Source organism: Campylobacter concisus (assembly GCF_002913715.1).
Taxonomy (GTDB): domain Bacteria; phylum Campylobacterota; class Campylobacteria; order Campylobacterales; family Campylobacteraceae; genus Campylobacter_A; species Campylobacter_A concisus_AG.
This window is the reverse complement of sequence record NZ_PPCE01000001.1, coordinates 114,068-129,325: the sequence shown is the minus strand read 5'-3', so window position 1 is coordinate 129,325 and position 15,258 is coordinate 114,068. Positions and strand designations below refer to the sequence as shown.

The window sequence follows — 15,258 nt, the reverse complement described above, 5'->3', positions numbered from 1 at the left end:
CACAAATTTCATATTGTATTTTATCCTTTTGTCAAAATTTTATTTTTTAATTCAGTAACTTTTAGACTAAAAATTTCATTAGTTTGTATTAGCTCATTTATCTTTTTAATATTATGACTAACGGCACTGTGATCTTTCATACCAAAATAGTTTGCAATTTGTGGCATTGAGTTTGTTGTAAGCATCTTTGCAAGATATATGATGATTCGTCTTGCTTCTACGATATTTGTAACTCTTGATTTGCTTTTTATATCACTTTGTTTGATATTTAGTTCTTTACTAACTATTTCAACGATAGTATCGAAATTTATATTTTCACGTTTTTCTTTGATCAAATCTTTTAATATACTTTTTGCAAGATCAAGTGTTATCTCTTCTTTCATAAGAGTTTTAAATACGTTTAAATTTATGATAGCTCCCTCGATCTCACGGATATTATCTCCCATGTTTGTAGCTATGTAGTTTATGACCTCTTTATTTAAATCGATTTTATCAAACTCACATTTTTTGATGATGATAGCTATCTTTGTATCAAGTTCAGGCGGCGTAATATCAGCCATAAAGGCTTTATCAAATCTTGAAATCATCCTATCCTCAAAGCCTTTTAGTGTCTTTGGAGGTCGATCTGAAGTCATAACTATTTGACCATTTTTTGCTAAAAGTTCATTATATGTGTTGAAAAATTCCTCTTGGATTTTATCAGTCTTACCAAGAAATTGTACGTCGTCTATTAGCAAAACATCACAGTTTCTATACTTTTCACGAAATTTTGGCATTGAGTGGTTATTTATGTGACTGGTAAAATCTATCATAAATTGTTCGCTAGTTACGCAAATAACGGTTTTTCCTTTATTTAAACAATGATTTCCGACTGACTGGAGTAAGTGAGTCTTGCCAAGTCCCGTCGTGCCATAGATAAAAAGTGGGTTGTAAAGCACGCCTGGTTTTTCAGCGGCTGCTTTTGCGCTTAAAAATGCGTATTGATTTGATGCACCGCAGACAAAATTTTCAAATGTGTAGCTTGGATTTAAAATGCTACTTTGTGTTTTTATTTGCTTAACATTTATTTGATTTTGTTTTGATACCTTGCTACTTTTAGTAGATGAAATTTCAATATTTGGTTTTATGCCTGTTTTAACTTCATATAGATGAGCGATTTTATCAGCATATCTTGTATTTATAAATTTAGCCATCAACTCATTTGGTGCAGTAAATACGATAATATGATCGTCTGAAGCCTTTTCGTTAAATTTTAATTGCTTGATATAACTTTGGTATTCTTCAGGTGAAATTTGTGTTGAAAGATTTTCTAAAATTTCGTCTGCTATCAAATTTTTATGCCTTAAATTTCGAGAATTTTTATAGTGATACTATCTTAATTTTAATAAAACCTTTGTTAAACTCTGACAAACTTTTTCACATCGTGAAAAAGTCGTGAAAAAGTATTGAAAAGATAGTGATGAAAATTTTAGGAATCGATCCAGGAACGAAGAATTGTGGTTATGCAATACTCGAAAAAAATAAATTTAAAACTACTCTTCTTGAAGCAGGACTCATAAAAATAAAACCAAACACACTTCAGTATCAGATTACCGAGCTTTGTGAGGGGCTTGATCTCATCTTTAAAAACCATAAATTTGACGAGGTCGCAATTGAAGATATATTTTTTGCCTACAACCCAAAAACGGTTTTAAAGCTCGCTCAGTTTCGAGGAGCACTTAGCCTTAAAATTTTACAGCTTCATGGTGATTTTGCCGAGTATACGCCACTTCAGGTAAAAAAAACTGTCACTGGCAAGGCCAAAGCTGACAAAGAGCAAGTGGCATTTATGGTGAAGAAAATTTTAGGTATAAACAAAGAGATAAAACCACTTGATATCACCGATGCAATCGCGATCGCACTAACTCACGCAAATAATTTAAGAATAAGCTAAATTTTGATAGGAAAAAGATGGCAATAGTAAAAGCATTATTAATTGGCGAGGTGAAAAATTATGGCTCGCAAAGTGCTACTAATAAGCTAAATACACCATGGAGCTCAGCTATATTTAAAGTAGCTCAAAATGGCGAAATTTTCGCAAATGAACTTGGCTTTGTGGGTGATAGTGTCGCTGATACAAAGCACCATGGCGGCCCTGAAAAGGCAGTTTTTGCAAATTCATTTGCAAATTACGCCGATTGGGAGAGTTTTTTAGGATTAAAAAATATGGCTTATGGAGCTATGGGTGAGAATTTATGCATTGACGGTCTTGATGAGAGTAGTGTATATGTAGGTGATATACATAAAATCGGCTCACTAGTCCTTCAAGTATCGCAGCCAAGAAAGCCTTGCTTTAAGCTCTCAAAAAGATGGGGTAATGAAAATATGGCTACTCACATCTTTGAAACTGGCCTTACTGGCTGGTATTACCGTGTCATAACACCAGGATCGTGCAAAGTGGGCGACGTGATAGAAGTTATAGAAAAAGATCCAGTTCATATGAGCATTTTAGAGATAAATAGGCTCTTTTTCACTCCAAATAAAAATTTAAATTTACTAGAGAAATTTAACTCTCTTACTACTCTTCCAAAAAGTTGGTATGGTGACATGAAAAGACGTATTCAAGGTATTTATAGTACAGAATATATGAGAAATTTATAATAGTAAGTAAAATTTTTATTATTTTAATACCCACAAACATTCAAATATTACAAGGCTTATGTAAAATTTTTCATGAGCCTTTAAATTTTTAAACATTTTTTTCGCTAGAATTACCAAAAATTTAAAGGAGAATATATGCCACTACTTGATAGTTTTTGTGTAGATCATGTGAAAATGCAAGCCCCAGGAGTAAGACTAGCAAAAAGTATGAAAACGCCAAAGGGCGATGATATCAGCGTTTTTGACTTGAGATTTTGCAAGCCAAATGAAGAAATTTTACCAGAGAAAGGTACTCACACTTTAGAACACCTTTTTGCTGGTTTTATGAGAAATCACCTAAATGGCAACGGCGTAGAGATCATTGACATTTCGCCGATGGGCTGTAGAACTGGCTTTTATATGAGTGTGATTGGCACACCTAGCGAAGAAGCCGTAAAAGAGGCATGGCTTGCTTCTATGAAAGATATCTTAGAGGTCAAAGACCAAGATAAAATTCCAGAGCTAAATAAATTTCAATGCGGCACTTACAAGATGCACTCACTTGATGAAGCACACGCCATAGCAAATAAAATTCTTGATCTTGGCTTAGTCATCATAAACAACGATGAGATCAAGCTTGACGTTGATACTATGGGACTAAAAAAGCACTAATTTGAAGCCAGCTAAACAAGAAAATCAAGCCTATCTAAAAGAGCAAATTTTAACCTATCTTGGTAATAAACGCTCTCTTTTAGGCTTTATAGATCTAGGCGTAAAATACGCAAAAGACGAGCTTAAAAAAGAAAAACTTAGCTGCTGCGACCTCTTTAGTGGAAGTGGCGTGGTGGCTAGGTTTTTAAAGCAAAATAGCGAATTTCTAGTCGCAAACGACTTGGAACTTTACAGCTTTATCACAAACTCATGCTACCTGCAAAACGCCACAAATGAACTAAAAAATGAGATAAATTTCTGGCAAAAAAGACTTGAAAAAGAGATAAAAAATAACCTTTCTGAGGGCTTTATAACAAGGCTTTATGCCCCACAAGATGATAAAAATATTACCGAGGGCGAGCGGGTCTTTTACACGAAAAAAAATGCCATATTCATTGACACCGCAAGAAGGCTCATAGATGAGCTAATGCCGGCTGAGATGAGAAAATTTTTCATAGCTCCACTTCTTTATAATGCAAGCGTGCATGCAAATACAAGTGGAATTTTTAAAGGTTTTCATAAAAATAAAGATGGCATCGGTCAGTTTGGCGGCAGGGGGCAAAACGCCATTTCAAGGATCACTTCTAATATAAATTTGACTAAGCCAATTTTCTCAAATTTCAGCGTACCATTTGAGGTCTATCAAAAGGACGCAAATTTGCTCGCAAAAGAGCTTGATGGTCTTGATCTAGTCTATCTTGATCCGCCTTATAATCAGCATCCATACGGTTCAAACTATTTCATGCTAAATCTCATCGCAAGCAACACTGAGCCAAGTAAAATTTCAAAAGTTTCAGGCATCGCAAAGGACTGGAACAGATCAGTTTTTAATAAAAAATCATCAGCAAGCGAGGCATTTTTCGAGCTGATAGCAAATTTAAAGGCAAAATTTGTACTCATTTCGTTTAACTCAGAGGGCTTTATCAACCAAGATGAATTTGATCAAAATTTAAATAAGATGGGCAAGGTTCAACTATTGCGCCAAAAGTATAACGCCTACCGTGGCAGCAGAAATTTAAAAGCTAGAAACATCCACGTAGACGAGCTTCTTTACGTTTTACAAAAGTAAATTTAGCACTCGTTTCATCACTTCTAAACCACAAACCACACTAACGTAAATGTTAGTTTTGCTCATCATCTGGCAAGCATTTTTCAAAGATAAATTTATGTTCTTCAGGTAAGACATCGTAGATGGCATTTGCTAAATTTCTTATCTCCCAAAGGGCTGATTTTGAACTTCTTAGAGAGATGAAATTTTGCAAGCTTCTAGCGTTTATGCTCCATGTAAGCTCAGTTTTATAGCACTCTGGCAGGCAGTATTTAACTATATCAAGGCTTTTTGTAGTTGAGGCTAAAATTTCACGTAAATTTTCAAGTGCTTTTATGCTTGCGTTATCGACCATTTCGTCATTTGTTAGCACGATAAATTTAGCCGCACGCTCAAACTGCCCTACTTCAAATTTTTCCTCTTTTTTTAGCTCTTTTAGTGTGTAGCGGGTTGATTTGACGCTTAGGCTCGCTAAGCGGTGGCGAGCTAGCTCTTGAAGTAGTGCACGAGAAATACCTTGGATGTAGAAGTTATAGTATAGGTGCTCTAAGGTCGAAGCGTGTTTAAATTTATTGCCTACTCTATCTATTAGCTCAACATCTTTTTCGCCGCCATTGTCGCCTTTTTCAAAGCTTTGCCAGCATGTGCGGATAGCGTGAGAACAGATATTTAGTGGAGTGTGATTTAGAAGTGTTACTTGCATTTTTTCTCTTTTGTAAAATTTTTTAACATTTTACAAAAAGAAGGCTGATTTTATTTGTAAATTTAAAGCATAAATTTCAAAGGGAGACGAACGCTCCCTTTTGTAAAAGTCTTAGTTATTATTGTTTTAATTGAAGAAGTGTATTTAGCATCTCGTCACTTGTTGTGATCGTTTTTGAGTTTGCTTGGAAACCTCTTTGGATAACAATAAGATCTGTTAGCGCACGGCTTAGATCGACGTTACTAGCTTCAAGTTTTGAAGCTGCGATCGTTCCCTTATCGCCTGTACCAGCTGCACCGATAACTGCTTCACCTGAGTTTGCAGTTTGTGAAAATACGTTTCCTCCCTCACTTTGAAGACCTTCGTTGTTTGTAAAGGTAGCAAGTGCTACTTTAGCTAGGCCAAAGCTTTGACCATTTGAAAATGAGCCTATTATCGTTCCAGTCTCATCTATTTTTATGCCGTTTAATGTGCCGCCTGTGTAGCCATCTTGTGAGATTGACTCAGTTGATGAGTCTTTATCAAAGCTTGTTAAGCCGTTAAAGTCAGTTCCAAGACCAAAATTTAAGCTAATGTTTTGGCCACTTTGTGAGCCGTTGTTAGCTGAAAATGTTATCGTTGCTGGATGGAAACTTGCAAGTGAGCCATTTGCGTTAAATCTAGCTGTTCCAGTTATAACGTTATCTGGACCCTGACCTGAATAGTTTATCTTAGCTGGCTCTGGTACTTGGATGATCATGCTCCACTCAGTTCCACCATCTGTTGTGGTACCAGTTTTTGCCCATTTGATACTAACTGTGTGTTTTGATCCAAGTGAGTCAAAAATTTCTGCCGTTGAGCCGTGGCTTGACATCATCATCTTTCCACTTGCTCTTAGAGCTTGGCCTGGGCTTAGTGCGCCATCAAGTGCTTTCATAATAGTTGTAAGTCTAACGTTTTCATTTACTGCTGAATTATTTGTACCTTGAGCTGGCTTTGTAAGACCAGTTGTTGTCATATAAAGTGCATGATCTGCTACTTCATTTGATGGATTTTCTAGTTGAAATTGACCTAGTTTATTTACAGTGATCTTTACACCATCATTTGTATCATCACCTGCAAGTGCTTGAAGTGCCGCGATACCAGCTGCATGACCAGCAGCTTGCTTTTGATTCACCGTACCAGTTGTATTATTATAAGCAGTGTTATAAGCATTATTATAGGCTGTTTGATATACGGTGCTAGTTATGGCTGCCCCGCCAGTTCCAGGCGTTCTTCTATGTGCCGCTATTGCTTGTTTTGCAGCGTCAAGTGCATCTGAGTTTGCTCTTATTTGACCATCACCGTTGTAGTCAATGTAGTTCCTTGCATCTTTTTGCATAGCAGCACGAAGATCTTCTGTTGTAGTTACTTGTCTTTCTTTCGCATCATTATATTCGTGAACTGCTGTTGTTTGTGAGCTTGTATAGACATATTGATAAGCTGTGATAATATCTCGATTTTCTAAACCGGCATCTGCCGGCGGCAGTACTCCCATTGCTCTCGTTGCTGCTACTAATTCATCACCAGCATTGACAGTTAAGTGAATATTTTTTGTCTCTTTTGTAGTACCTGAGTTATTTCTATTTATAAGTGTTAGTTTATTACCTTCTGAAATTTCAGCTCTAACACCAGTTTTATTGTATTGAGCGTTAATAGCAGCAGCAACATCACTTATGTTTGTTACATCTCCAGTTATATTTACACCATTTAATGTTATATTTAATTTTTTTGTAGTTCCATTATTAGTAAGTGAACCAACATTATTTGGTGACCCACTACCTATAGTAAATTTTTCAGTTTTAGCATTTGCATAGCTCACCCAGATGCCTTGTCCATCTCTTAACGCAAGACCATTTCCAAGCTCATCAAATGTAACACCAAGATCTACACCACGCTCTGTTAAGCTTTGTTCTTTTCTTGAGTTTGTATAAAACTGATCATTATTTACATCATTTTCATTGTGGACTTCGTTTGGATCTAAAATCCCGTCATTGTTATAGTCACGTCCGCCAGCAACCGAGTCTAGTGAATAAATAGGAGTGCTTCTTTGGTCGATGGTGTTGCCTGAGTCAAGGTTGCCTTTTATCTTTACTTCTGTTGTGGCTCTTGCTGGAGTTGTAAGACCCTCTTTGATCACAATATTTTTTATCGGACCTGTTGAGTCGATAGTGCCAGTCTCTTCATCTCTTGTCCAGCCTTGAACGACATAGCCACTATTGTTTACAAAATTTCCAGCTTTATCACGGACAAAGTCACCATTTCTTGTATAGTATCTTGTAGTTCCACCATCTGGAGATACGACAAAGAAACCATTTCCTTGAAGTGCAAGGTCTGTTTGCTTATCAGTAGATGTTAGTGTACCTTGTGAGAAAATTCTCGTAGTTGAGTTTATAGTCGTTCCTAGACCTATTTGCATAGCGTTTTGACCGCCTAGCTGACCTTGTGGAGCAGTAGCGACTCTTGGAGTTTGGCTTAGTATATCAGCAAAATTTGCACGGTTGTATTTATAACCATAAGTATTGACGTTTGCGATGTTGTTGCCCTCTACATCCATCGCTATCTGGTGGGCTTGTAGGCCTGAAACACCAGACCAAAGTGATCTCATCATTGACTTATCCTTTTTGCATTTTAAATTTTTATATTTTTCAAAAGCAAAAGATGTTCCAAAATTTATATTGATAAAAAGTAGAAGAAATAAAAAGAAATTTGGCGTTAGTTACGCCAAATTTTATCCAAGTATCATAGCTCCAACGATGCCACCGATGATAAGTGGGATATTGAAAAATATAAATGTAGGTACACAAGTATCATATATGTGGTTGTGCTCACCATCAGCATTTAGACCACTTGTTGGCCCAAGTGTGCTATCGCTTGCAGGACTTCCAGCATCTCCTAGAGCCGCAGCTATGCCAACTAACAAGATGATGGCTGGTACGCCAAAACCAAGGCTAACACATAGTGGCACATAGATAGAGGCTAAGATAGGGATCGTACCAAAGCTAGTACCTATGCCCATTGTTACAAGAAGTCCGATAAGAAGCATCAAAAATGCTCCGCCTATCTTGCCGCCAGATACCAAGCTAGCGTATTTTACAAGCTCGTCTATGCCACCACTCTCTCTTAGGATAGTGCCATAACCTGCAGCAACTAGCATGATAAATGCGATAAATCCCATCATAGCAAGGCCATTATCCATGATCTTATCTACTTTTTTGTATTCGATACCACCAAAAACGACCATAACCAAAAGTCCAAGTAATGCACCAAGAGGTAGTAGCTCAGTATAAATTTGCACACCAAAAGCCACAACTGCACCAGCTAAAACTGCCCACTCTTTTTTAGTCATCTCAAGGCTTTTTGCACGCTCGATCTCATCAAGCTCTTCTTTTTCAAATTTTGAAGTTTTATAAGCTCTTTTCTTGCCGTAAAAAAGTATAGCGAGGATAAGTCCGATAAGCATAGAAGTGCCACCTATCCACATAACAGAAGAGATATCAGAAATAGATGTGGTTATGCCGTTATTTGCTAACTCTTTTTTTAAGATATTGTGAAAAAGCAGACCAAAGCCAACGCTAAGGCTTACATAAGGTGCTTGAAGACCAAATGTCAAAGCACAAGCTACGGCACGTCTATCTATTCCCATTTTATTCATAATAGCAAGAAGTGGCGGGATCAAAATAGGTATAAAAGCTATGTGAACTGGGATTAAATTTTGAGATAAGCACGCTATAAATGCAATAGTTAGTATAAAAATCACTTTATTTGAGCTAAGGAATTTACTCAAAGCATTTATCAAGATAGCAGTTAAATTTGTATTTGCGATGGCGGCTGCTAAAGCACCAAGCAAAATATAACTAAGCGATGTTTCAAGATTGCCTTGCATACCGCTTATGAGGCTTTGTGTAGTCTCTTTTAGGGCTGTAAAGAGGCTATCGATCCCACCTGCAATACCACTTTCAAATCCACTAAATCCATGCTTATACATTACTCCCGCAACAAGAGCAGAGATAAGGATAGAAAGCAAAATGTTAAAACGCAATAGACAAAGTATCGTCATTACCAAAATGCTAAAAACAACAGGGTTAAATATAAGCATGAGCGTCCTTTTTGTGAGTGTTGAGAGATTATACAAATGTGTGGCTTATTAAATTTTAAAAAGAGTGGCTTAAGTGGGCTTGTGTTAAGATTTTGAGTAAATTTTAAAAGGAAAAAACGATGGATTTAGAGAAAATTTATAAAGAGGCTGGGGCATATTTAGAGGGACATTTTTTACTAAGCAGTGGCAATCACTCGCAGTTTTATCTCCAAAGTGCAAAGGTGCTTGAAGATCCAGCTTTGGCTGGAAAGCTAGCTGATGAGCTTGCCCGTGTGATAGAGAAATTTGGCATTAAATTTGATAGCGTTTGCTCGCCTGCACTTGGAGGAATTTTAGCTGGCTATGAGCTAGCTCGCGCAGCAAAGAAGCGTTTTATCTTTACAGAGCGAGTTGAAAAGGTAATGAGTCTTAGACGTGGTTTTGAGGTAAAAAAAGGTGAGAAATTTATCGTTTGTGAAGATATCATCACGACTGGCGGCTCGGCACTTGAAGCAGCGCACGTGATAGAGAGCCTTGGTGGTGAGGTAGTTGGCTTTGCAGCACTTGCGAATCGTGGCTTTTGTAAGGTTACAAATTTAGACAATAAGGCCAAGCCAAATGCCAAACTGCCAAGCGATAAGCCATTTTTTGCTTTAGGAAATTTTGAGTTTGAAATTTATGAGCCTGAGCATTGCCCACTTTGTAAAAATGGAAGCAAAGCGATCAAACCTGGAAGCAGAGGCAACTAAAATTTATACTATAAATATAGCTATCTTTCTTTTTCAAATTGATTGATAGCTAAAATCTTTAGAAAAATCCAAAAATAGTTCTCATATAAAATTTTAATCAAGACTTCAAATCACTTCAACAAAAATTTATAGTTTAATTTTTAAAAGTAATCTGTTTTTTATATTGGTATGAATTATTTTTTAGATAATCTTATTTTTTAAGCTACCAAGTGATAATATCTGCTCAAAAAGCGAGATGAAGCTATGCAAGAATATGATATTTTAGACGTTTTATCAAATAAAAAGGTCCTTTGCCTTGAAGATGAAGAGGCGATTTTAAAAAATATTTGTGCTTCTTTGGAACTATTTTTTGCCGAAGTAAATGGTGTAACAGATGGCTATGATGCACTTGAGCTAGCGATGAGCGATGCTTATGATGTTTTGGTGCTTGATATAAGCGTGCCAAACATCGATGGACTAGAGATCGCTAAAAAAGTAAGAACCATAAATCAAAAAATTCCTATCGTGATCTTATCAAGCCATGTCGAGCAAGAGTATTTGTGGAGAGCGGTTGAGCTAAAGATCACAAGATATCTTGCAAAACCATATGATAAAAAATCATTTATAAAGGCCCTAGAAGACGTTGCTTTAGAGCTTGTTGGACGCAAACCTACTCTTAGGCTAAATGATGAATTAGAATACGATTTTGGCAAAAAAGTACTTTATATAAATGGTGAAATTTCTCATCTAAGTAAGAGTGAAAGTAGGCTTTTAGAGTATTTTTTAAACAACAAAAATCAAACTATAACTTATGAACAAATTTTTGATTATATTTGGGAGTATGAGCAGCCAAGCAAAGAGGCGATAAAGACGATCGTAAAAGAGCTTAGAAGGAAGCTTGGCAAAGATGTGATTAAAAATTTATACGGTGTAGGTTATCTTTGTGAAATATAAATTTCAGCTAATCGTAAGTGTTTTTATCTTTGTTTATCTCTTAATATCCGCACTTGTTTTAAATTTTTATAGTAATCTTGCAATGAAAGATGCCAAAAAAGAGGCGTATTATGTGCTTGAGAGTATAAATTCTGTAAGAGAGTACATTGCAGGCGTTCAGCGTCCGCTAATAGAGCAGCTAAAACATGATGGCATTATAAAAGAGGATTTTTTTGACGAGAGATTGCTTTCATCTTCATATATAAGCCGTGAAATTTATAATATCCAAAAGAAAAAATACAATCTTGACTTTGACTACAAACTAGTCGCCATGGCGCCTTTAAATAAAGCTCATGAGCCAAATGAATTTGAAGCGCAGGTGTTAAGAGGCTTTAAAGAGAATAAATTTAGTGAGTTTTCAAAGATTATAAAAGATGAAAATGGCTCACAATTTTTTGTAGGACTTCCTATAAAAAGTCAAAATACATCTTGCTTAGCCTGTCATAATAGCGAAAGTGCTCCAAAACAGATGTTGGATCGTTATGAAATTTCAAATGGAAAAATTTCTGAAGCAAGTGAGATGATGGCAATGCTATCTTTTAAAATCCCACTACGTGCCATTTTTTCTTACCATTTAAAAGAGGTTGTCATCATAATGAGTGCGATAGCCTTTGTATTTGGGATATTTTTGCTACTTGTTTATAAGATGCATAGGCGTGGCGAAGAGAGCAAAAGACAGACTGAGCAGCTAATGATACATCAAAGCCGCCTAGCCTCAATGGGCGAGATGATAGGCAATATCTCACATCAGTGGAAGCAGCCTTTAGCTCAAATCAGCTCAGCTTTAATAAATTTAGAACTCTATCAGGAGCGAAAAAAGCTTGATGAAGCAAAAATTTATGAGTTTATAGAAGAGACTAGCAAGCAGATAAATTTTATGTCTGAAACGGTTGATGATTTTAAAAATTTTTTTAAGCCAAATACTTTAAAAAGGGAGTTTAGCGTAGAGGAAGTGGTAAATCAGACTATAAAAATTCTAAACGCCTCACTTAAGAAATATCAAATAGAAATAGAGATCGATATAAGAGAAAATTTTACGATTTTTGCAAATTTTAATGAAATAATCCAAATTTTAATAAATATTATAAACAACGCAAAAGATGCATTTAAACAAAGCTATGTAAAGCCAAGAGTAATAAAAATTTATACTTTTATAAAAGATAATCGTAAAAATTTATGCGTTCAAAATAATGCAGGAGCGATAAAGGCTTCGTTTTTAAAGGTTATCTTTGAGCCACACTTTAGCACAAAAGAGTCTGGCAGTGGGCTTGGCCTATATATGAGCCGGCTAATCGCTAGCAAAAATAATGCTCTAATCTTTGCTAGAAATGTAGATGAAAATAGTATTACATTTACAATTAGTTTCGAAAATTTATAATTTATTAAAATTCCCCCTTTTCTACCCTTTTTTGGTGTTAGTATTATCAGTATGAAATCATTTTGATTTTAGGATAAAAAATTTAAAGGAGGGCACATGAGAAATCTACAAAAAGCCTTAGCTGGTTTGCTCATGGGTGTTAGCATCTTCGCTTCACAAGCCTGTTGTGAAGAGCATAATATGCAGATGTCCGATAAAGCACGTGATGTTATCGCAAATCCTAAAGGCACACTGCAAAGTAGAGGTGTTATCTCCTTGCAAGACTACGTTGTAGAAGAGCAAGAGATGTATAACTGGTTATTTAAAAACCACCCTATTTTTACAAAGTATGGTGGTAAAACCGTCGGTAAAATGGTCGTTCACGACCGTGGCTTAGAGTGGCTTGCCGAGGGACATGGCTTTGATATGTCAAAGCTTAGTAAAAGAGATGGCGGTAAGGGCTATAGCTCTATGATGTATAGAATTCCAGCCACTTCATCACTTCAGTTTCCTAACAAATTTGTAGGACCAGAAAAGTGCGGTGAGTGTCACCCAGCCCAGTATGAAGTGTGGAGCAGATCTCGCCACGCAACTACTATGCGCTTCCCTGGCGAGCACCCAGAGGTTAATAACAACCTAACTGAGCCAGTATTTGACAAAGATACCGCTTCTATCCTTCCAAAAGGTATCACACCAGATGTGATCTATGCAACTGTTGGTCACTTAAGAACAAAAATGGGCTACGTAGATGCATGGTTACTTCGTGGTACTTATTACGTTGAGGGCGGCTTGCTAAGAGATGGCACAGGTCAGATCGTAGCTGGCGGTAACCAATGGCAAAGAACATGGGCGTTAAATTTAGACGACGCTACTGTTAAGAAAATCAAAGAGCTTGTTCCAGAATTTCCTGGCACTCTTGAAGAGTATGGTGATAATGGCGGATATGTTAGAGGTCTTGCCTCATACGCCGCAAAACATAAAAAGTCGATGTTTTTCCAAGCAAACTCATCATATTGTGAAGTTTGTCACCCAGTTAAATTTGATTTCAAATCAAAAGCAGAATTTTACGCAGCACTTGGTAATGCTAAAGAGCTTCAAAAACACACTATCTCAAAAGGCGTAAGCTGTGAGGAGTGTCACGGAGCTGGCGGTCACCTTGATGGGGCTACAAATTTTAGAACATCAAACTGCGAACGCTGCCACCAAAGGTTTAACTTTAGCCCAGATCTAGCTCGTGCTAATCCTCTTAATAACGGCAAGCTTGATCTTTCTTTAAGCTCTAAATTTAAATCAATGGGACCAGGATGTGGTTCTGAAGGTTCTCAATCATACTTTACAGCTCACTATGATAAAGGTATGAGATGTGTTACTTGCCACGATCCACACGACAACACAGGTCCAGTTGTAGGCGATAAGAGCGTAACAGGTATGAACTATAACTCAGAGCAAGGCTATCTAAGCTCATTCTATACTAAGCCAAAAATTAGAAAAGAGTGTAAAGATTGCCACGAGACTCAAGCATATATCGCATCTAAAGCAGATACTCACAAAGACAACACTTGTGCATCTTGCCACATGCCATTTATGATGAGTTGTGAGAATTTCTATGCTGTTCAGTTCCAAGACAACGCTGGCTTTGATACTCAAAGAAGATCTCACATCTGGAAGATCATGGTTGATCCAAAAGAGAAATCTCTAGTACCAGGCGATGCTGCTAAAGGTCCGAGAGATGCTAAAGATTGGCACTTTGAGAGAGATAAAAATGGCCATAACTACGTTGACTTGATGTGGGCGTGCGCTAGAACATCTTGGGCTGATAAAGATATGAAAGATACCAAAGGCTGCCACAGCCCAGTATTATCTGAGCTAAAACCAACACTTCACTTCAAAAACCAAAAACAAGTTTATGATGAAGTTATGGGATGGCAAACTCCAGTTAAGAATGAATTCTCTGAAGTTAAGATTGGTATTGAAGGACTTTACTCACTACTTGAGACTAAAAAACTTGATGCAAGTGATAAAGTAAGAGTTTATGAGCTTATCCAAAATGCTCAAGAGATCATCGATATGGTTGAAAAAGATGGTTCGTGGGGTATGCACGGATTTAAATTTACTAAACAAAAACTCGATGCATCAAAAGAGTATATAAAAGAAGCTCAAAGAATTTTGAATAAAAATTTATAGCATTTAGGGGCTAGTTTTAGCCCCTTTAATCTTAAGGGTTTGATATGAAAAATAAGGTTTTAAAATTTACGCTACTTCTTAGTTTAAGTGCTTCTGGTTTGCTTGCAAATGTAGATTCAAATGAGTCTTATGCTATGGGAGCAACAAGTGGTGGATATGTTTTAAAAGGGTTACTTGAACAAAAACAAATAGGCATTAGCTACGATGCTGAGGCCGTTATCAAAGGTTTTAGTGATGCACTAAAAGGAGAGCTAAAACTAAGCGATGATGAGATAGCAAAGCTACTAAATAAAAGAGCTGAAAATTTAGACAAGATAGTAAAAGAAAAAGAAGCCGCCATACTTAAAGAGAATTTAAAGCAGGGCAAGGCTTTTATGGATAAAAATGCAAAAAATAAAAATGTAAAAACGACAAAATCAAAATTGCAATATGAAATTTTAAAATCAAGCAAAAAGGGAGCGACTCCAAAACAAGAGAGTATCATCATAGCAAACTACAAAGCTAGCTTTATCGATGGTAAGGTCTTTGATGAGACAAAAGAGGCTCCAGCTCATCTTTCTATGCTAAATTTGATCCCAGGTCTTGAAGAGGGCTTAATGCTCATGAAAGAGGGCGATAAGTTTAAATTTGTTATCCCGCCAGAACTTGCGTATGGCGATAGCGGCATGGAGGGCATACCTGGAGGCGAGACTATCGTTTTTGAGATAGAGCTTGTTAAGGTCTTAAAGCCAGGTGAGTTAGCCGAGGCTGCAAAGAAAATTCACGAGAAAGAACTAAATGAGGGCATTAAAAAGCCTCATTAAGATATAAAAATGGAGT

At 36.7% G+C, this 15,258-nt stretch carries 13 protein-coding genes; 9 read left to right on the top strand and 4 right to left on the bottom strand.

What is annotated here, in order from left to right; translation table 11 throughout:
• Window positions 1-20 precede the first annotated feature (20 nt).
• Window positions 21-1,331: a chromosomal replication initiator protein DnaA gene (gene dnaA, locus CYO92_RS00710; protein ID WP_103559520.1), complete on the bottom strand. Its 1,311-nt coding sequence runs from the start codon at window positions 1,329-1,331 to the stop codon at window positions 21-23.
• Between the two features lie 122 nt (window positions 1,332-1,453).
• Between dnaA and ruvC the strand changes: the two genes are divergently transcribed.
• From ruvC to CYO92_RS00690, 4 genes are all read left to right on the top strand, one after another.
• Window positions 1,454-1,933, top strand: coding sequence for a crossover junction endodeoxyribonuclease RuvC (gene ruvC, locus CYO92_RS00705; RefSeq protein ID WP_178140253.1), 480 nt, complete (start codon window positions 1,454-1,456; stop codon window positions 1,931-1,933).
• Window positions 1,934-1,950: 17 nt separating this feature from the next.
• The gene (locus CYO92_RS00700) at window positions 1,951-2,640 is read left to right on the top strand and encodes an MOSC domain-containing protein (RefSeq protein WP_103589231.1); all 690 of its coding nucleotides are present in this window, start codon (window positions 1,951-1,953) and stop codon (window positions 2,638-2,640) included.
• 135 nt (window positions 2,641-2,775) lie between these two features.
• Window positions 2,776-3,291, top strand: a complete 516-nt coding sequence (gene luxS, locus CYO92_RS00695; protein ID WP_103589230.1) for an S-ribosylhomocysteine lyase — start codon at window positions 2,776-2,778, stop codon at window positions 3,289-3,291.
• 1 nt (window position 3,292) lies between these two features.
• Window positions 3,293-4,399, top strand: coding sequence for a DNA adenine methylase (locus CYO92_RS00690; protein WP_103589229.1), 1,107 nt, complete (start codon window positions 3,293-3,295; stop codon window positions 4,397-4,399).
• Between the two features lie 52 nt (window positions 4,400-4,451).
• On the opposite strand, the gene thyX is transcribed toward CYO92_RS00690, so the two are convergent.
• The 3 genes from thyX to CYO92_RS00675 all read right to left on the bottom strand — a co-directional run bounded on the left by thyX (window position 4,452) and on the right by CYO92_RS00675 (window position 9,198).
• The gene (gene thyX / locus CYO92_RS00685) at window positions 4,452-5,081 is read right to left on the bottom strand and encodes an FAD-dependent thymidylate synthase (RefSeq protein WP_103589228.1); all 630 of its coding nucleotides are present in this window, start codon (window positions 5,079-5,081) and stop codon (window positions 4,452-4,454) included.
• Between the two features lie 118 nt (window positions 5,082-5,199).
• Complete coding sequence (flgE, locus tag CYO92_RS00680) at window positions 5,200-7,710, bottom strand: flagellar hook protein FlgE (RefSeq protein ID WP_103589227.1); 2,511 nt, start codon at window positions 7,708-7,710, stop codon at window positions 5,200-5,202.
• A gap of 120 nt (window positions 7,711-7,830) precedes the next feature.
• Complete coding sequence (locus CYO92_RS00675; RefSeq protein WP_103589226.1) at window positions 7,831-9,198, bottom strand: Na+/H+ antiporter NhaC family protein; 1,368 nt, start codon at window positions 9,196-9,198, stop codon at window positions 7,831-7,833.
• A 119-nt stretch (window positions 9,199-9,317) separates the two neighbouring features.
• Between CYO92_RS00675 and pyrE the strand changes: the two genes are divergently transcribed.
• From pyrE to CYO92_RS00650, 5 genes are all read left to right on the top strand, one after another.
• On the top strand, window positions 9,318-9,926 hold the full coding sequence (gene pyrE / locus CYO92_RS00670; protein WP_087586511.1) for an orotate phosphoribosyltransferase: 609 nt from the start codon (window positions 9,318-9,320) through the stop codon (window positions 9,924-9,926).
• Window positions 9,927-10,169: 243 nt separating this feature from the next.
• Window positions 10,170-10,859 (top strand): response regulator transcription factor, encoded by a 690-nt coding sequence (locus CYO92_RS00665; RefSeq protein ID WP_072595294.1) that lies wholly within the window; start codon window positions 10,170-10,172, stop codon window positions 10,857-10,859.
• Window positions 10,849-12,276, top strand: a complete 1,428-nt coding sequence (locus CYO92_RS00660) for a c-type heme family protein (RefSeq protein ID WP_103589225.1) — start codon at window positions 10,849-10,851, stop codon at window positions 12,274-12,276. The genes CYO92_RS00665 and CYO92_RS00660 overlap by 11 nt, the downstream gene beginning before the upstream one ends.
• 96 nt (window positions 12,277-12,372) lie before the next feature.
• Window positions 12,373-14,439 carry a multiheme c-type cytochrome gene (locus tag CYO92_RS00655; RefSeq protein ID WP_021090404.1) on the top strand — a complete coding sequence of 689 codons (2,067 nt, stop codon included), beginning with the start codon at window positions 12,373-12,375 and terminating at the stop codon, window positions 14,437-14,439.
• A 44-nt stretch (window positions 14,440-14,483) separates the two neighbouring features.
• Entirely contained in the window at window positions 14,484-15,242 is a 759-nt protein-coding gene (locus CYO92_RS00650) for an FKBP-type peptidyl-prolyl cis-trans isomerase (protein ID WP_072595292.1), read from the top strand.
• Window positions 15,243-15,258: the final 16 nt, after the last annotated feature.